Below are 18,529 nucleotides of genomic sequence, written 5' to 3'. Positions count from 1 at the left end.
TACCATAGATGATTCCATTATCAGTATTTAAAATACCGCTACCATTTTTAGAAGTAATAGTTCCACCATTTTCAATGGTGATGCCGTGTGTTTGAACATCTACATCTTTTTGTCCTATGGTTCCTGTATTAATAATACCGCCATTATTACCTTGAATGGTTCCAGATACGGTGATGCTTGTATTTACTTGTTTGCCTGCTCCTATATAAATACCAGCATTACCACCTTCTAATCTACCTTTTACGTCTATGCCTTCGCCTGTGATACCCCACTCACTTCCATCAATGTTAATACCATTATTGCCTGCTTTAATAACACCATTACTCTCTATAGTGATTTTACCGATATCAACTGGTTTTTTATTAGTGTGAAAACCATAAAAACTTATACCATTTAATTTAGCATCAATAGTTCCTTTATTGGTAAGGGTTTTTATAGCACTACCATCACCTATAAAGATACCATTAGAACTTGATTTAACAAATCCGCTATTTTCAAAATTACTTATTGTAGAACCTGTACTCCAAGCACTTTGAATATTTATAGCTCCTGCTAAGTTATTTGAAGATGAAGTTCCTTCTATAGTTCCAGTGTTTTTAAAATTTTCAATTGAACTAGCTGATAAATTTACTCCTACTTTGCCAGAGATAGTTACACTATTTTCAAAGGTTCCTATGGTAGAACTAAAAAGATTTACACCATTGCTTGCATAAAGAGCAGCGTATGATTGATTTGGTTCTGCTGTTCCACTAGTTTTTATAGTTCCTTTGTTGGTAAAATTTTCTATAGTAGAACTACCAACATAAACCCCACTTCCATTATCACTACTTATCAATTTCTCATTAGTAAAAGTTTGAATACTAGCACTTGAAATACTAACACCAGTATTTATAGCTGTTATAGTTCCGCTGTTGGTTAAAGTATTTATAGTAGAACCAGCTATATTTATTCCATTTTTTCTACTACCATTACCGCCTTGTATAGTTCCACTATTAGTAAAAGTTTCTATAGTTGTTCCACTAGCTATGTTGATCCCATGACCACTAATACTACTAATAGTCCCACTATTAGTAAAAGTAGTAATCTCAGTATTACCAAGATAAATAGCCTCACCATTGTTTGAACTTATAGTTCCACTATTGCTAAAATTATTGATTGTAGATTTAGATCCATCTTTTCCCCAAACTACTACTCCAAATTTAGAAGAACCATTTCCTATGATACCTTGATTGTCAAAGGTTTCTATGGTGGCACCATTTTGTCTATTAGCACCTACTTGAACACTAGAAGTATTGCTTCCACCTATAAGAGTTCCTTCATTTTTAAAAGTGGTAGTTGAAGAATCTTTTTGGAAATCAACAGCTATACTACTAGAACTAGTAACTACAACTGAACCACTACTTTCTATAACAAGAGTATTACCAGTACCACTTACAGTATGAGTATTACTTAAAGATTCACTTATTGTAGTGTTAGTATTTTGATAAGTAGTTGTTGATTTAGTTTTGCTATCATCATAAGCTTCTACATTAGCTGTAGCATAAGAATAAGAACTTAAAAAAGAGATTGTAACTAAAGAAAGAACTAGTTTTTTAGATGAATGAGAATGGTTTTTTTCAATCCCCCCCCCCCGAAATCTCTTTTAAACTATGTTTTTGATCCATTGTTTAAAACTCCTTTGATTGTTTATTTTAAAAAAGAAAATAAAAAAGTAATAAAATATAAATAATAAACTTTTTTGGAATAATAAAATATTTTTAATTAAAAGTTTATTAATAATAATTTTTAATTGATTATTTTTAGTATTTATATATTTAAGTTATTATAAGATTATAAAATAATTTAAAAAATTATTTATTATGATATATTCAATTTATATTTATAAAATAAATTTTATTGTTTTATTTGCAATAAAGTATAAATCTTAATAAAACTTTTATATAAATGATTCAAAACAAGCAAAAGCTCTTATAATTTGTATTTAGAATCTTATAAGTAAAAATTTAATAGATTTAAATATAAAAAATTAGCTTTAAAAGAGTATTAATTTAAGTTTGAAAGTTTAGAAAGAATAAAAGTTTGAAATTCTATACTATCGTTTGGACAAGGAATGACTTTATAGTCTTTATTGCTTATTTTTTTATACTCAATATCAAGTTCAAATACAGTTTCTGAACAATCAATACAAAAAGAAATTGGATAAATCAAAGCATCATTTTTTAAATTTTTTAAAATATCACTTGTATTAGGTTCAAGCCATTTTACTGGACCTAATTTTGACTGATAAGAAAGTAAGATTTCATCAAAATGATCTTTAAGTTCATTTTTTAAAATTTCAAAATGCTCTATGGTATGTTTTTCATATAAATCACCTTTTTCTATAACAGATATAGGCAAAGAATGAGCAGAAAAAATTAAGGTCTTTTTTTTATCATTTTTAAAATTTTCGTTTTCTCTTAAAATATACTTTTTAATCATTTGATTATAGAGTTTATCCTTATAAAAAACATCAATAATACTAATCTTAGATTTAATATTTAAAGCATTGATATTTTTTTCTAAAACCTCAAGAGAAGTTGTTATGGTTGTTTGAGAATGATGTGGATAAAGTGGAAAAAGGATAATTTCATCATCTTTTTTTAAAGAATACTTTTCTAAAACTTCTTTAGCAAAAGGTGGAACATATAAATTTACAAAATCAAATTTAAAATTTTTATCTTTATTTAGCTTGGCGCAAAGATTGGAAGTTATCTCATTTAGTGGAGATTTTCCTCCTAAAATTTCATAATTTTTTTGCATAGTTTTTAATCTCATTTTAGTAATTAAAAAAGCAACTATTTTTCTTAAAAATTTATTTTTAATACCTAAAATATAAGGATCATTAAACATATTTTTTAAAAAAAGTTCGCAATCTTCTATCTTGCTTACGCCACCCATATTTAAAAATAAAACAAGTTTCATTAATAATTTTCTAAAATGTTTTGAACTAAAAGTGCATCTTGTATGGAGGCTAAATTATTTTTTTGATTTAAAGCTAATTTAAATAAATCTTCGTGCTCTTTTAAAAGTGTAGAGTGTTTATCAATTTTAAGCTCATTATTATCCCTTAATAAGATCAAATTTATCAAATCGGCCTCATAAAAATGTTTATCTGTAATTACTTGAATTTTTCTGATTTTTTGAGTGCTATTCCAGCTTTGATGTAAGCAAGCTATAAAATTTTGCATTTTGCATGATATGATACTTTCGCTTTCTTGATATCCTTCTTGTATATAAGTTTTTAAAATTTTAGCTTCTAAAATTTTTTGAGTGCTTAAAAAATGTAAAAGATCAAGATCGTGCACGGCTAAATCTTGTAAAATTCCAACATCTTGTATTCTTTGAGGAAAAGTTGAAAATCTTTGGATATTTATACTGATTAAAAGTTCGTTATCTAGTATATTTTTTAAAGATATCACACAAGGATTAAATCTTTCACAAAAACCAACGGCTACATTGTTATTGTAGGTTTTAGCGTATTTTTCAAATTCTTTGATTTCTTTTAGATTCATCGCTAAAGGTTTTTCTACTAATATAGTTTTTACTTTTGGTAAAACCTTTTTTGCGATATCTAAATGAGTAAAAGTAGGCGTTGCAATGATAACTACATCGTTATTTTGTTTTAAAAAATCATCTAAATTATCAAAAAAAGGAATATCGCTTGAGAATTTTTGAATATCAAATAAAGCATTAAGCTTAAAATTGGGATTATTTTTAAGCTCTTTTAAATGATTTTTTCCCATATGGCCAAGGCCTATAATACCGATTTTCATAAAAATTCCTAAATTATAATTTTGAAAATAAATTAATAACTTTTTCTTGCTCTTCTTCTGTCAAGAATGCAGAAAATGGTAAAGATATGATGTGTTCGCTTACTAGTTCAGAATTTTTAAGTTTTAAATGGGAAAATTCTTTAAAACATGGTTGCTTGTGAAGTGGTATGGGATAATGTATAGCATAAGGAATACTTGCTTGTTTAAATTTTTCAATAACTCTAGCTCTATCATCAACTAAAACGCTATATTGGGCATAAACGCTTATAAAATCTTTTTTGATTTTAGGAATCTGGCAATTTTTTAAATTTTTATCATAATTAGCTGCTAATTTTGCTCTAATTTTAAGTTCATTATCAAAATATTTGAGTTTTACATCTAAAATCGCAGCTTGTAAAGTATCAAGTCGTCCATTAATCCCTATTAATTCGTGATTATATTTTTGAGCTTGACCGTGATTTAAAAGTATTCTTATTTTCTGTGCTAAAAAATCATCATCACAAAAAATAGCACCCCCGTCTCCATAAGCTCCTAAAGGCTTAGAAGGAAAAAAACTTGTGCAAGAAATATGAGCTATAGAACATGATTTCTTATCTTTATAACTTGCTCCAAAACTTTGTGCTCCATCTTCGATTAAGGTGATATTTTTTTCATCGCATAATTTTTTTAAAGCAAACAAATCAGGCATTTGTCCAAAAATACTTACAGCAATAATAGCTTTTGTTTTTGGAGAAATAGCTTTTTTAACTTCTTCAATGCTTAAATTAAAATCATCTAAACTAATATCTACAAAAACAGGTTTTGCTCCAACAAGTGCTACAACTTCTGCTGTTGCAATAAAAGTAAAACTTGGAACAATAACCTCATCATTATAAGAAATACCCAAAGCCCTTAAAGCTAAATATAAAGCACTTGTTCCACTTGAGCATCCAATAGCATTTTTAACACCTACATATTTAGCTAAATTTCCTTCAAATTCTTTAAGTTTATCTCCACCGATAAAAGAAGAATTATTTAAAATTTTCAAAATTTCTAAATCAATTTCATTTTTATAGGCATTATATTGAGCTTTAAGATTGATAAAATCCATAAAAAACCTTAAGTATTTAATTAAAAGATAATTGTATTTTAGTTTTACTTAATTTAAAGTAATTTTGATATCATATTATATTTAATAATAATTTTAAAATTTTGGGAAAGTTTTTATGGATATTAGAAGTGAATATTTAAATTTTTTTAAATCAAAAGGTCACGAAGTAGTTTTTTCCGCTCCTTTAGTTCCTGAAGATCCTACTTTGCTTTTTACAAATGCAGGTATGGTTCCTTTTAAAAATATTTTTACAGGAGAAATTCCACGTCCTAACCCACCTCGTAGAACAAGTTGTCAAACTTGTATAAGAGCTGGTGGCAAGCATAATGATCTTGATAATGTTGGTTATACAGCTAGACATCATACTTTTTTTGAAATGCTTGGGAATTTTAGTTTTGGAGATTATTTTAAAAAAGATGCTATCGCTTATGCTTGGGAATTTGTAACTGAAGTTTTAAAACTTCCAAAAGAAAGACTTTATGTTACAACTCACGAAAATGATGATGAGACTTATGAACTTTGGCAAAAATTTGTCCCAAAAGAAAAAATTTATAAATTTGGAGATAAAGATAATTTCTGGCAAATGGGAGATACTGGACCTTGTGGACCTTGTAGCGAAATTTTTTATGATCAAGGACAAGAGCATTTTAATGGCTCAGAAGATTATATGGGCGGAGATGGAGATCGCTTCTTAGAAATTTGGAATCTTGTTTTTATGCAATATGAAAGAAGTGCAGATGGAACTTTAACTCCTTTACCTAAACCTAGTATAGATACAGGAATGGGACTTGAAAGGGTTGTTGCCATTAAAGAAGGGAAAATTAGTAATTTTGATACTTCTTTATTTATGCCTATAATTGAAGAAATAGCAAAAATTTGTAAAAAGCCTTATGTGTATGAAAAAGGGGCTAGTTATAGAGTTATAGCTGATCACATAAGATCAAGTGCATTTTTAATAGCTCAAGGTATAAATTTTGATAAAGAAGGTAGGGGTTATGTTTTAAGAAGAATTTTACGTCGTGCTTTAAGACATGGCTATTTGCTTGGATTAAAAGAACCTTTTATGTATAAACTTGTCGATAAAGTTTGCGATATCATGGGTGAGCATTATACTTATCTTAATGAAAAAAAAGATTATATTAAAGAGCAAATTAAGCTTGAAGAAGAAAGATTTTTAAATACCATAGAAAAAGGTATAGAAATCTTTAATGAAGAACTTAAAAATACTAAAGAAATTTTTAGCGCAGAAGTGGCTTTTAAACTTTATGATACATACGGCTTTCCTTTTGACCTTACTCAAGATATGCTTAAAGAAAAAAATATTTCTATCGATGAAGAAAAATTTAATGCCTTAATGCAAGAACAAAAAAATAGAGCTAAAAATTCTTGGAAAGGTAGCGGGGATATAAATATTAGCGGAGATTTTAAAAATTTGATTGAGAAATTTAGCAAAAATGAATTCGTTGGCTATGAACATTTTAATCAAAAAACAAAAATTTTAGCTCTTTTGGACGAAAACTTCAAAGAACTTTCCTGTTTAGATCAAGGACAAATTGGTTGGATTATGCTTGAAAAAACTCCTTTTTATCCGACAAGTGGGGGGCAAAGTGGCGATAGTGGAAAAATCAATCAAAGCGAAGTTTTAGCCACTCAAAAATTTTTCGATCTTAATCTTAGCAAAATAAAAGCTTTTGAAAAATTTGAAAAAAACCAAATTGTAGAGGCAAAAATTGATTTAGAAAAAAGAATGCAAACAGCAAGACACCATAGTGCTACACATCTTCTTCACTATGCTTTAAAAAAGATTTTAGGCAATCAAGTTAATCAAGCAGGATCTTTGGTAGAATATAATAGATTAAGATTTGATTTTACTTATTCTAAAGCTTTAAATAAAGAAGAACTTGAAAAAATTGAACAATATGTTAACGAAATGATTATCAATGCAAGTGAAGCTAAGATTGATTTTATGTCTTTAGAAGAGGCCAAAAAAGAAGGGGCTATAGCTTTATTTAGTGAAAAATATCAAAATGAAGTTAGAGTTTTAACTTTAGGAGAAAGCAAAGAACTTTGCGGGGGAACTCACGTTAAAAATACTGCTGAAATTGGAAGTTTTTACATCATTAAAGAAAGTGGGGTTAGCTCTGGGATTAGAAGAATTGAAGCAGTAGTTTCCAAAGCGGCGTTAAATTTTACACAAAGCATTGTTAAAGAATTAAATGAAGTAAAAGAAGAATTAAAAAATAATGATGTTTTAAGTAGTATTAAAAAACTCAAAAATGAACTAAAAAATTCTAAAAATGAACTAAAAAATTCTAATCAAGTTAAATTAGACTCTACTTGTATTAATCAAGTTCAAATTTGTATTCAAAAAATTGATGATGAAAATATTGATATAAAAAATCTTATAGATGAGTTTAAAAATAAATTTGAAAAAAGTGTGATTTTGCTCATACAAAATAAAAACGATAAAATCAACCTTGCCGCTGGTGTAAAAAACGCACCTTTAAAAGCTGGGGTCTTGGTCAAACAAGCTGCTATGATTTTAGGTGGAAATGGTGGAGGAAGAGATGATTTTGCAACGGCTGGAGGGAAAGATTTTACAAAAATTGATGAAGCTTTGCAAGATTTAAAAAACTTTATAGAAAAAGAGCTTTGTAAATAATGCTTTATTTAGCTTCATCTTCGATTTCTAGAGTAAATTTATTGAAACAAGCTGGAATTGAATTTACTCAAATTTGTTTTGATTATGATGAAAATATTGACACTTCTTATACGCCAAATATTTATGTACAAGAAGTAGTAAAAGCAAAAGAACAGCAATTTTGCCAAAAATTTAACTATGATAATATACTTTTTGCAGATAGTATTGTTTGCATTGAAAATAATATTTTAACTAAAGCATTAAATGAAGAACAAGCTTATAAAATGCTCATAATGCAAAGTGGAGCAAAAGCAGATATTTTAAGTGCTTTTATTTTAAAAACTCCACAAAAAAGAATTTTTTCCCTTTCAAAAACAAGTTTATTTTTTAAAGAATTTGATAAAAAAGAAATGAAAGATTACATAGAAAGTGGTCTTTATAAAGGAAAGGCAGGAGCTATTATGTGCGAGGGCTTTCATCAAAAATATATTGATAAACAAATTGGTAGTTTAAATACAGCTTTAGGATTAAATACTGATATTTTAAAGGCTTATTTATGAAATTTCTAAAATATATTTTTTCATTTTTTTCTTTAGTTTGTATTTTGATTCTTATTTATATTACTTATCTTTTTTCAAGTTTAGATACAAAAGATTATATTTTTAAAGAATACAATCCACCTTTAACAACTCAAATTTTTGATAAAAATTTAAAACTCATTGCTAATATTTTTGAACAACATAGATTTTATGCTAAGTATGAAGAATTTCCCCCTAGACTCATAGAAGCTTTAGTAGCTATTGAAGATACAAGTTTTTTTGAACATAATGGGGTTAATATTGATGCTATTTTTAGAGCTTTGATAAAAATTATCAAAAGTGGTGGCAAAACAATGGAAGGGGCATCAACTCTTACTCAACAATTTATCAAAAATACAGAGCTTACTCCTGAAAGAACTATCAGTAGAAAAATACGCGAAGCACTTTTAGCTTATAAAATGGAAACTATACTTAGTAAAGAAGAAATTTTAGAAAGATATCTCAATTTTATCTTTTTTGGACATGGATATTATGGTGTTAAAACTGCTGCTTTTGGATATTTTCATAAGAATTTAAATGAATTAAGCTTAAAAGAAATTGCTATATTAGTAGGCTTGCCTAAAGCTCCAAGTAGCTATGATCCTACAAAACATCTTGATCTTTCTATTTCAAGAGCCAATAATGTAATTCAAAGACTTTACACTCTAGGATGGATATCAAAAAATGAGTATGAAGAAGCCTTAAAGGAAATTCCTAAAGTCTATGATGATACACTTAGTCAAAATGTAGCTCCTTATGTTGTAGATGAAGTTATAAAACAACTAAACCCTAGCATTAAAGATCTAAAAACAGGGGGATACAAAATAATTTTAAATATAGATTTAGAAGTTCAAGAAATGGCTCAAAAATCTTTAAAATGGGGTTATGATGAAATTGTTAAAAGAGATAAAAATGCCAACTTAGATACTTTAAATGGGGCAATGATTGTTGCAAATCATCAAAATGGAGAAGTGCTTGCTTTAGTAGGTGGAATAGACTATGAAAAAAGTAATTACAATAGAGCTACCCAAAGTATGCGTCAGCCAGGAAGCTCCTTTAAACCTTTTGTATATCAAGTAGCTATTAATTTAGGTTATTCTCCAATGAGTGAAGTAGCGGATATATCAAGAATTTTTGAAGGAGGAGCAGGAAATAACGAGGATTGGAAACCAAAAAACTATGGCAAGGATTTTAGCGGACTTATTACACTTAAAAAAGCTTTAAGTGCATCAAGAAATTTAGCTACTATTAACCTTGCTGTTAATATTGGTCTTGATGTCTTATACTCAAAACTAACTCAAATGGGCTTTAAAAATTTACCTCCTAATCTTTCTATAGTGCTTGGAAGTTTTGGAATTTCTCCTTTAGAATATTCAAAATTCTATACTATGTTTGGAAATTATGGAAAAATTAAAGATTTGCAAATCATAAAAAGCATTCAAGATAAAAATGGAAATATTATAGCTGAATTTGATTCTAAAGAAGAAAAAATAAGCGATGAAGCCCAAGCTTTTTTAGTGCTTGATATGATGAAAAATGTAGTAGAAAAAGGAACAGGACGCAATGCAAGAGTTGAAGGGATAGAAATAGCAGGAAAAACAGGAACAACGAATAATAGTGTTGATGCTTGGTTTTGTGGTATAACTCCTGAAATAGAAGCCATTATTTGGTATGGAAATGACAATAATTATCCTATGAAAAAAACAGAAGGAGGTGCTAGAACGGCAGCTCCTGTATTTAGAGAATTTATTATTCAATATTTAGAAAAATTTCCTAACACTACAAGAAAATTTAGCATTCCAAATAATGTAAAAAAAGGGATATATCAAAAAAATATAGAATACTATACTCCAAAATCTCCTTTTCCATCTCAAAATACTAAATTCAATGAAAGTGAGATTATTTTTTAAAATGAAAATTTTACAAACCCTAAAAGAAAAACTTGATCCTAAAAATGCTAATTTGATTCTTAATGCTCTAAAAAATTCGAATAATGAGAATTTTTTTAAATTTGTTCTTGAACATATAGATATAATTATAAATTGGCTAAATTCTAATGAATTTAAAGAAAAGTATTTAAATCATCCTTATCCTCCTTTAATTAACCCTGAATTTATTGATATAGATGCTAGTGAATATTGTGCGCATTTATCTTGGGATCTTAACATTCCTTTAAGTAAAAAATATAAATTTATTTATATTTCACCACATGGAGTTGGTGCTGCTGCTTTTTTAAGATATATTAATGAAACTCTTAACACCCTTTGTTTTCCCTCTTGGATATTAGAAAATAATGCAAAAAGCAGATATTGCTTTTTGCACACCTATCTTAATAATCCTAATTTTATAAATCAAGGAATTAATCTTTCAGAACTTAACGTAAAAGATCTAGAAAAATTTCTTTATTTGCTTGATAATTCTGTGCCTTGTATTATAGGCGTAAGAGATCCTATAGGAATTTTAAAACATTGCTTTGGTAGAAATTGGGATAAGGCACAAAGAAACTATGAGCCTGAGTTTAATCTTACTTATGATTGGCATTCTTATATTGATTTTTTAACCCATAAAAAAACAAAAATCAAATGGGATTTTAAAGACTTAGAAGATAATGTTTTTATAATACAAAAGTTGATAAAAATACTAGATCCTAAAAATATCACTTATGTAGATATGAGTGAATTTAGCGAAGAAAAAGCCTTTGATACTTTGTCTAAATTAGCTAAAAATTTATCTCTTACCCCCCCCCTATACCAATAAAAAAAGTATCTTCAAAAGTAAAGAATTTAGAGGTTATTTAAGGTATTTATTTCCGCTAAAGCTTTATGTAAATGAAAATGACTTAAAAAACATTTATACACTTAATTTTCCTAATAATTTAAAAAATTATAATATCAATATAAAAGAAAGTATTTTGATTATTTTTAATCGTTTTATGGATGGTGAATTCATTAATATTATTGAAGATATCATACAAAATGATTTATGTAATGATCTAGGTATTTTTATACATAAAAATGATCTTTTAAAACTTCATCAAAATGAAAAACTTTATCAAGCTGTTAAAAATTATCTTAAAGAATTTTTAGATGCTATTAGAATTGTTATTGACCAAACAGAAAAAGATATGTTAACAGAAATAGAACTTTTAGAATACATTAAAAATAATCAAGAAATTAAAAATTATTTAAAAAATACCTTTGATTATGAATTTGAACATATAAATAAATATCGCCCAGATATAGTAGATTCTTGGAAATATTATAAAGAATTTCAAAGTTATTTTTAAAAATATATTGTTTATTGGATAATAAAACAAGATATTTTTTAAGAAAAATCGATAGGATCTATATCAGAACTTACATTTTTAAAATCAAGCATGTAATTTTGAATAGCAATAAGAGTTTTATAAGAATTGCTTCTTAATAAAATATAAAAACGATATTTAGAATTAATCATTTCTATACCACAAGATCCATAGCCTATAAGCTCAATTTTTGATATTTCTTTAATCTTAAGGGCTAAATTTTCACATAATTTACTTGCACTTAATAAATCATTATCTTCTATTACAATCCTTAAAAGCCTTTTAAAAGGAGGATAGAGATCTTTTCTAAAGCTAAGCTCATCTTTTAAAAAAGCATCATAATCTTGAATATATTTTTCAAAAAAATCCCTATTTTTAGTTTGTAAAAGCACTCTTGCTTCGCCTTTACGCCCCGCTCTACCAGCTACTTGCATTGCTAAAGATAAAGTTTCTTCTGCTGCTTTATAATTGGGGCGATATAAATACTCATCAAGCCCTAAAATCACACTTAAATCAACACTGTGATAATCATGACCCTTAGCAAGCATAGAAGTACCGACTAAAATATCAATTTGCTTTTCATTAAATTCTTTCAAAATAGTATTAAGTTTTTTTAATGTGCTAACCTCATCGCTATCAAATCTTTTAATATTTGCATAAGGAAAATATCCCAAAAGAAGCTCACATAACTCAGCTGTACCCATTTTTTTAGCTTCAAGCATTAAAGCGTCACAACTAGGGCATGTTTGATCAATGGGTTTTGCAAAATTACAATAATGGCATTTAAGCAAATTCTTATTTTTATGCAAACTCATAGCGATTGAACAAAAAGGGCATTTTATAGTATTACCACAATTTCTACAAATAATTTGACGAAAATTTGCACGAGTAGGTAAAAAAATAATAGCTTGTTTTTGATGATTTAAGGTCTTTTTTAATTCTTCTAATAAAATAGGCGTGATACTAAGCTCATTCTCATCAAATATAAAATGCTTTTTGCTCTCAAAAAAAGTCCCTTTAAGTCTAAAACTTTTTTGTTTATAAAAACTCACCAAAGAGGGCGTAGCTGATCCTAAAACAATTTTAATATTTTGTTTTGCTCCTATAAAAAGGGCTAAATCCCTTGCATTGATATAAGGTTTATTAGAGGCTTTATAAGAATTATCATGTTCTTCGTCTACTATAATAAGTCCTAAATTTCTAAAAGGTAAAAAAAGAGCTGATCTTGCACCAGCAACTAAAAGGCTTTGATTTTCTTCGAGTGTAGATAAATACTCTTGTTTTTTTTTCTTCGAAATTTTAGAATGCCAAAGAAAAAAATAACCCTTAAAATATTTTTCAAGTCTTTTTTGCATCTGCGGAGTAAGTGAAATCTCAGGCATTAAAAGCAAAACTTGTTTGCCTTTTTCTAAATATTCCTTTATTAAAGAAATATAAATCTCAGTCTTTCCACTCCCTGTATCTGCAAACAATAAAGAGCTTTGATGATTTTTTATAAAATTTAATGCATTTTCTTGTTTGTCATTTAAGTAAGGTTTATTTAAAATTTCAACACTATGATTTTCATAATTTTTGGAACATTCAAAAAATCCTAAAACAAAACTCAATTTAGTAGCATAATAATAAGAAATAAAACTAGCTAATTCAAATTGAAAAGAACTCAAAGAATAAGGCAAAACTTCTTTAATATCTTGAGTTTGAAATTGTGGTTTTTCGCATTCTTGTATCACTATAGCTTTTAAATTTTTTTTTCTTTTTAAATCAATAATAACTTGAGTTAAAGGTTTGATTTCTAAGGCACTATGAAAAATTAGATTTTCTAAATACAATCCAATAATAGCTAATTCATAATATCTCATATAAATTCTTTACATAATTGATTATCGATACATTTTAAAATACCCTCTTTTGGATCATAAGTAAAATCTATACTTTGTTTTGAATTTAAAAAAAAACGATAAGAATTAAAAGATATTTTCATCCAAGAATCTTTACTTGAATACAAAGGAAATTTTAAAAGCGAAAAAGAACAACAATTTTTATCTTCACATGACACAATTTGCTCACAAAAAAATAATTTTTCTTGTTCTTTAAAGAAATTAGCATTATCAAGTATCGCAGTATAGGCTATTTGTTTTAAAGAAGCTTCATTTCTCATTAAAGCTAAGCTTGAAGAGATCATTTGATATTCAATCTTAGCTTTTAATAATTTTGCCTCATTTTTATTTTGAGATAAAAAAGGAAGAGCTAAACTTGCTAAAATTCCTATAATAAGAATAACAAATACAAGCTCAAGCAGAGTAAAAGCTCTTTTAAATTTCATTTTTTAAAGGAAGTTCTTCATCGATAGTTTTTATAAGTTTTTTTAACTCTCTTTGTGTGATGTAATTTTCATAGCTTTTTTTAACAAAAGCATCTACAAAACGTGTCAATTCTATTTTTTTGGTTCCACCAGAAATAAGAGCAATTTCATCTTCTAAAAAATTAGCAAATTCCTCACTGCATCTTATACCAAAATCTTTTGCAGAAACATTAATAATAACGCGTCTTAAATTGTCACTTTGCAAGAACAGCCTCTATTTTTTTCACTATATCTTCACTGGCTATATTTTTAGTTTTAAGTTCTTCTTCTAAGCGCATAATCTGATTGCTTTTTGCTTCATTTTGAGCTTTAACACTTACAAGCTCATTTCTTAAATTTTCATTTGCTTCACATACTTCATTATATTTAGCTAAAAGCTCATTTACCTTATCTGTCATAGTATTTATAATTTTTTCATCATACATAATTATTTGCCTTCTTACTTTAGAGTTTATGAGTTTAATAACTGTAATTGTAGCAAAAAAACTTAAATTTAAGTTTTCATTTGAACTTAAATTTAAGGCATTTTTTTTTAAAATGTTTTTTAAAAAAAATAAAATAAAGTAAAAAAAATGTTTGAACTTACAAGTAATTTAAAACCAAGTCCTGATCAAAAACAAGCTATTGAAGGGATAGTAAAAAGTATCAAAGAGGGTAATAAATATCAAACTTTATTGGGAGTAACAGGAAGCGGAAAAACTTTTAGCATGGCAAATATTATAAAAAAACTAAATATGCCAACTCTTATTATGAGTCACAATAAAAGTTTATGCGCTCAACTTTATAGCGAATTTAAGGGATTTTTTTCTAAAAATCACGTGGAATATTTTATAAGTTATTATGATTATTATCAACCTGAGGCTTATATTCCACGCACTGATGTTTTTATAGAAAAAGATAGTTCTACTAATGAAGATTTAGAAAGACTAAGACTTAGCGCAACTGCTTCGCTTTTAAGCTATGAAGATGTAATTTGTATTGCAAGTGTTTCAGCAAATTATGGACTTGGAAATCCAAATGAATACATAGGCATGGTTTTAATTTTTGAACAAGGAATGCAAATTTCTCAAAAAGAGCTTTTAAAAAAACTTGTAGATATGGGCTATAAAAGAAATGATAATTTTTTTGATCGAGCAGATTTTCGAGTAAATGGAGATATTATTGATATCTATCCTGCTTATTATGAAGATGAAGTTGTTAGGCTTGAATTTTTTGGAGATGAACTTGAATGTATGTATCATTACAATATCTTTGAAAATAAAAAAATCAAAGATTTAAAACGTTTTATTCTTTATCCAACTAGTCAATTTAGCGTAGGAGAAGTACGCTTAAAAAAAGCCATAAAAGATATAAAATTAGAATTAAATGAGCGTTTAGCTTGGTTTGAACATGAAAACAAGCTTGTAGAATATCAACGCTTAAAACAGCGTGTTGAATTTGATCTTGAAATGCTTGAAAGCACAGGTATGTGTAAGGGTGTGGAAAATTATGCAAGACATTTAACAGGGATTAAAGAAGGTGATACTCCTTATACACTTTTTGATTATTTTGCTATTAAAAATAGAAAATTTTTAGTTATTGTTGATGAAAGTCATGTTTCCTTGCCACAATTTCGTGGAATGTTTGCTGGTGATAGAAGTAGAAAACAAACCTTGGTTGATTATGGATTTCGTTTGCCTTCAGCGCTTGATAATCGTCCTTTGATGTTTGATGAATTTATTCATAAAGATTGCCAATTTCTTTTCGTTTCAGCTACTCCTGCTTCACTTGAGCTTGAACTTAGTAAAAAAAATGTCTTTTATCAGATTATGCGTCCAACCGGACTTTTAGATCCAAAAATTGAAATTAAAGATAGCGACAATCAAGTTGAAATTTTATTTGATGAAGCCAAAAAAGCTATAGAAAGAAATGAAAGAGTCTTAGTTACTGTTTTAACCAAAAAACTTGCCGAAGAGCTTACAAAATACTATTTAGAACTTGGAATAAAAGTTAAATATATGCATTCTGATATAGACGCAATTGAACGCAATGAAATAATTAGAAATTTAAGAAGTGGAAATTTTGATATGTTAATAGGTATCAATTTGCTTAGAGAAGGACTTGATTTACCTGAAGTTTCGCTTATAGCGATTATGGATGCTGATAAAGAAGGGTTTTTAAGAAGTACCACAAGTTTAATTCAAACTATGGGTAGAGCAGCTAGAAATGTAAATGGAAAAGTTTTATTATTTGCTAAAAAGATTACAAAGTCTATGCAAGAAGCAATAGATACTACAAACGAGAGAAGAAAGCTTCAAGAAGCATATAATAAAAAACACCATATCACTCCAACTTCGGTTAAAAGACATTTGGAAAAAAGTTTAAAAAATGAAGAAGATTTAGGGGAAATTTATCGCAAAAATAAAAAATTTGAAAAAATGCCAGCAAATGAAAGAGCAAAAATCATAAAAGAACTTAGAAAAGAGATGCTAGAAGCTGCTAAAACTTTAGAATTTGAAAAAGCTGCTAGTATTAGAGATGAGATTAATAAATTAAAAAATTTATGAATTTAAATTAAACTTTATATTAAAAATACCCTAAATTAACATTTTAAATATTTAAAATATCTTATTGATATTTTTTAAATACATATTTTTATATATATATTTTTAAAAATTTATTTTTTTAAAAACTTTAATACTTAAAATATCAATTTTGAATAAAAATTAAATCTATAAGGAAAGTGATGAAAAAAATTTTACTTCAAATTTTGACTTTTAGCGTTATTTTTATTGTTATTTTTGGTATTAATAGGATTTATATGCATATAGCCTTTATTCCAAAAAATTTAGTTCAAAATTTAAATGAATTTTTTACTATGTATACATTAGGCATATATCATGATATAAGATTTTTAAGTGTTGCTTTTTTGCCTTTGCTTCTTTGTGGTTTTTTAAGTTTTTTAAACCCATTAATGAATAAATATTTAACTACGGGGGGGGGTATAACAGAATTTCTTAAAAAAACTTATTTAATATTATCTAGTATTTATATAGCTTTTATAGCTTTTCTTTGTGTGGTTTTTTCTTTCATTAAATATTATTATTATGAAATTTATAAAAGTAAAATTGATATTTTTATCTTTAGTGCTAAAAATGACAATATAAGAGCCCTTTTTAAAATCGCTTTAAATGATTATCCTTTATTTACTATATTTATTTTATCTTTAATTTGTATTTTATTTTGTATTTATATTAATATCAAAATTTTAAAAGCTAAACTTAAAACATTTCATTTAAGACCTTTTATGCTTATTTTCTTAAATTTATTACTTATTATAGTTTATATTTTGGCTTTAAGAGGTCCTTTTAAACACGTAGCTATAAATGTGCAAAATTATTCTTTTTCAAATTTTAATGTTTTAAACGATATTATGTTAAATCCTATAATGGCTTTTTCTTGGGCGCACAAACAATTTAAACAAGAAAATAAATTTTCATTTATTGATACTAATAAAGCTAAAATTTTAGAAGAAGAACTTTTTCCTTTATTTAAAACAAGTATGAAAAATGAAATAGCTAGCAATGAAAAACCTAGCGTTTATATCAATTTAATGGAAAGTTTTGGGTTAAATTTATTGGAATTTAACAATAAAAATTTTAATTTATTAGGTGATTTAGAGCAACATTTTAAAGAAGATTTTATATTTACAAGATTTTTAAGTTCTGCTAATGGAACTATCAATAGCTTTGCCAATTTATTTTTTATAAGTCCTTTTAGCAATATATCTACTAGTTCTTTTCAAAAACAATATTTAGATTTTACTCCTATGCAAATTTATAAAAAAGCTGGTTATAAAGTAATTTTTATTTATACAGGAAATGGATCTTGGCAAAATATAAAAAATTATTTAAATGTTTTAGGTGTTGATAAAATAATTGATGAAAATGATTTAATAAATGAATATCCAAAAGCAATACAAACAGAAAATGGTTATGGTGTAGCTGATGAATTTATGTATAAAAAAATTTATGAAATTTTAGAAAAAAATCCTACAAAAACATTAATCATCTCTTTAAGTATTTCAAATCATCCTCCTTATAAAATTCCATATCATCCTTTAAATCTTGAAAATATACCAGAAAATTTGCTTGAAAAACTTCCTTACAAAAGAAAAAAACAAGAAGATATTTTGCAAGCTTACGCATACGCTAATAATGAATTTGGGAAATTTCTTAGCAAGATAAAACAAAGTCCTTTTAAAGATAAAGTCATCATAGCAGCTACAGGAGATCATAGAGTACGTGATATGAATATAGATTATAGTACTCAAAAAGCCTTTGCTTTTAGTGTGCCTTTTTATATTTATATACCAAAAAATTTACAAAATAATATTTATTATGATAAATATCGCATAGGATCACATAAAGATATTTTTCCTACTCTTTATGATTTTAGTTTAAATGAGGCAAAATATCTTAGTTTAGGTGGAAGAAATATGCTAACAAAACCAAGTAATGAAAAATTGGAATTTGGCTTTAACGATTCAGTATGGATAGACAAAAATGGAGTTTATCCAAATGGAAGCAATAAAGGATATTTTTATGAAAATAACACAAGTTTAAAAGATAATAATAAAGATTTTAAACTTGATGAATATCATAAAAATTTTTATAAGTCACATCAAGAGTTAAATTATTATCAACTTGCTAAGCGTTTAAAATTAATCAATGAATAAAAATTTAAAAATTATTTACTTTTAA

At 26.7% G+C, this 18,529-nt stretch carries 14 protein-coding genes and 1 pseudogene; 7 read left to right on the top strand and 8 right to left on the bottom strand.

Annotated features, from left to right (window positions below; translation table 11 throughout):
• The 4 genes and pseudogenes from JG676_RS05140 to JG676_RS05125 all read right to left on the bottom strand — a co-directional run.
• A pseudogene (locus JG676_RS05140) lies at nt 1-835 on the bottom strand (hypothetical protein); the annotation flags it as partial.
• Between the two features lie 1,208 nt (nt 836-2,043).
• Nucleotides 2,044-2,961, bottom strand: a complete 918-nt coding sequence (hemH, locus tag JG676_RS05135; protein ID WP_200217517.1) for a ferrochelatase — start codon at nt 2,959-2,961, stop codon at nt 2,044-2,046.
• Nucleotides 2,961-3,812, bottom strand: a complete 852-nt coding sequence (locus JG676_RS05130; protein ID WP_200170153.1) for a Gfo/Idh/MocA family protein — start codon at nt 3,810-3,812, stop codon at nt 2,961-2,963. The genes hemH and JG676_RS05130 overlap by 1 nt, the downstream gene beginning before the upstream one ends.
• 13 nt (nt 3,813-3,825) lie before the next feature.
• Nucleotides 3,826-4,902, bottom strand: coding sequence for a DegT/DnrJ/EryC1/StrS aminotransferase family protein (locus tag JG676_RS05125; protein WP_200170152.1), 1,077 nt, complete (start codon nt 4,900-4,902; stop codon nt 3,826-3,828).
• Between the two features lie 115 nt (nt 4,903-5,017).
• On the opposite strand from JG676_RS05125, the gene alaS reads away from it, so the two are divergent.
• From alaS to JG676_RS09215, 5 genes are read left to right on the top strand one after another with little or no spacing between them, the layout of a single operon-like run.
• Complete coding sequence (alaS, locus tag JG676_RS05120) at nt 5,018-7,564, top strand: alanine--tRNA ligase (RefSeq protein ID WP_200217516.1); 2,547 nt, start codon at nt 5,018-5,020, stop codon at nt 7,562-7,564.
• A complete protein-coding gene (gene maf / locus JG676_RS05115) occupies nt 7,564-8,103 on the top strand; it encodes a septum formation inhibitor Maf (RefSeq protein ID WP_200217515.1) in 540 nt (179 codons plus the stop codon). Before alaS ends, maf begins: the two co-directional genes overlap by 1 nt.
• The gene (locus JG676_RS05110) at nt 8,100-10,031 is read left to right on the top strand and encodes a penicillin-binding protein 1A (protein ID WP_200217514.1); all 1,932 of its coding nucleotides are present in this window, start codon (nt 8,100-8,102) and stop codon (nt 10,029-10,031) included. The genes maf and JG676_RS05110 overlap by 4 nt, the downstream gene beginning before the upstream one ends.
• A gap of 1 nt (nt 10,032) precedes the next feature.
• Nucleotides 10,033-10,878, top strand: a complete 846-nt coding sequence (locus tag JG676_RS09220; protein WP_246801795.1) for a hypothetical protein — start codon at nt 10,033-10,035, stop codon at nt 10,876-10,878.
• A complete protein-coding gene (locus JG676_RS09215) occupies nt 10,847-11,407 on the top strand; it encodes a DUF2972 domain-containing protein (RefSeq protein WP_373563809.1) in 561 nt (186 codons plus the stop codon). The genes JG676_RS09220 and JG676_RS09215 overlap by 32 nt, the downstream gene beginning before the upstream one ends.
• 38 nt (nt 11,408-11,445) lie before the next feature.
• Here the strand turns inward: JG676_RS09215 and JG676_RS05100 are convergent, their stop codons facing one another.
• Genes JG676_RS05100 through JG676_RS05085 form a run of 4 tightly spaced genes read right to left on the bottom strand, consistent with a single transcriptional unit; the run spans nt 11,446 to nt 14,212 of the window.
• Nucleotides 11,446-13,284: a primosomal protein N' gene (locus JG676_RS05100; RefSeq protein WP_200217513.1), complete on the bottom strand. Its 1,839-nt coding sequence runs from the start codon at nt 13,282-13,284 to the stop codon at nt 11,446-11,448.
• Entirely contained in the window at nt 13,281-13,748 is a 468-nt protein-coding gene (locus JG676_RS05095) for a type II secretion system protein (RefSeq protein WP_200170146.1), read from the bottom strand. Before JG676_RS05095 ends, JG676_RS05100 begins: the two co-directional genes overlap by 4 nt.
• A complete protein-coding gene (locus JG676_RS05090; RefSeq protein WP_131163511.1) occupies nt 13,738-13,992 on the bottom strand; it encodes a hypothetical protein in 255 nt (84 codons plus the stop codon). The genes JG676_RS05095 and JG676_RS05090 overlap by 11 nt, the downstream gene beginning before the upstream one ends.
• Nucleotides 13,982-14,212, bottom strand: a complete 231-nt coding sequence (locus tag JG676_RS05085; protein ID WP_131163512.1) for a hypothetical protein — start codon at nt 14,210-14,212, stop codon at nt 13,982-13,984. Before JG676_RS05085 ends, JG676_RS05090 begins: the two co-directional genes overlap by 11 nt.
• A gap of 147 nt (nt 14,213-14,359) precedes the next feature.
• On the opposite strand from JG676_RS05085, the gene uvrB reads away from it, so the two are divergent.
• Both uvrB and JG676_RS05075 read left to right on the top strand, forming a co-directional pair.
• Nucleotides 14,360-16,333, top strand: a complete 1,974-nt coding sequence (gene uvrB, locus JG676_RS05080; protein WP_200217512.1) for an excinuclease ABC subunit UvrB — start codon at nt 14,360-14,362, stop codon at nt 16,331-16,333.
• Between the two features lie 179 nt (nt 16,334-16,512).
• Nucleotides 16,513-18,504 carry an LTA synthase family protein gene (locus JG676_RS05075; RefSeq protein WP_200217511.1) on the top strand — a complete coding sequence of 664 codons (1,992 nt, stop codon included), beginning with the start codon at nt 16,513-16,515 and terminating at the stop codon, nt 18,502-18,504.
• Nucleotides 18,505-18,529 lie beyond the last annotated feature (25 nt).

The sequence above is a fragment of the Campylobacter sp. 2018MI34 genome (assembly GCF_016598975.1).
Lineage (GTDB): Bacteria > Campylobacterota > Campylobacteria > Campylobacterales > Campylobacteraceae > Campylobacter_D.
Note: the sequence above shows the minus strand (reverse complement) of the source record. Positions and strands in the feature narration are given on the sequence as shown.

Coding starts and splice junctions, on each gene's coding strand:
- JG676_RS09220 (WP_246801795.1), top strand. CDS start 10,033: ATGAAAATTTTACAAACCCTAAAAGAAAAACTTGATCCTAAAAATGCT.
- JG676_RS05110 (WP_200217514.1), top strand. CDS start 8,100: ATGAAATTTCTAAAATATATTTTTTCATTTTTTTCTTTAGTTTGTATT.
- hemH (WP_200217517.1), bottom strand. CDS start 2,961: ATGAAACTTGTTTTATTTTTAAATATGGGTGGCGTAAGCAAGATAGAA.
- JG676_RS05095 (WP_200170146.1), bottom strand. CDS start 13,748: ATGAAATTTAAAAGAGCTTTTACTCTGCTTGAGCTTGTATTTGTTATT.
- JG676_RS05125 (WP_200170152.1), bottom strand. CDS start 4,902: ATGGATTTTATCAATCTTAAAGCTCAATATAATGCCTATAAAAATGAA.
- maf (WP_200217515.1), top strand. CDS start 7,564: ATGCTTTATTTAGCTTCATCTTCGATTTCTAGAGTAAATTTATTGAAA.
- JG676_RS05085 (WP_131163512.1), bottom strand. CDS start 14,212: ATGTATGATGAAAAAATTATAAATACTATGACAGATAAGGTAAATGAG.
- JG676_RS05100 (WP_200217513.1), bottom strand. CDS start 13,284: ATGAGATATTATGAATTAGCTATTATTGGATTGTATTTAGAAAATCTA.
- JG676_RS05075 (WP_200217511.1), top strand. CDS start 16,513: ATGAAAAAAATTTTACTTCAAATTTTGACTTTTAGCGTTATTTTTATT.
- uvrB (WP_200217512.1), top strand. CDS start 14,360: ATGTTTGAACTTACAAGTAATTTAAAACCAAGTCCTGATCAAAAACAA.
- JG676_RS05130 (WP_200170153.1), bottom strand. CDS start 3,812: ATGAAAATCGGTATTATAGGCCTTGGCCATATGGGAAAAAATCATTTA.
- alaS (WP_200217516.1), top strand. CDS start 5,018: ATGGATATTAGAAGTGAATATTTAAATTTTTTTAAATCAAAAGGTCAC.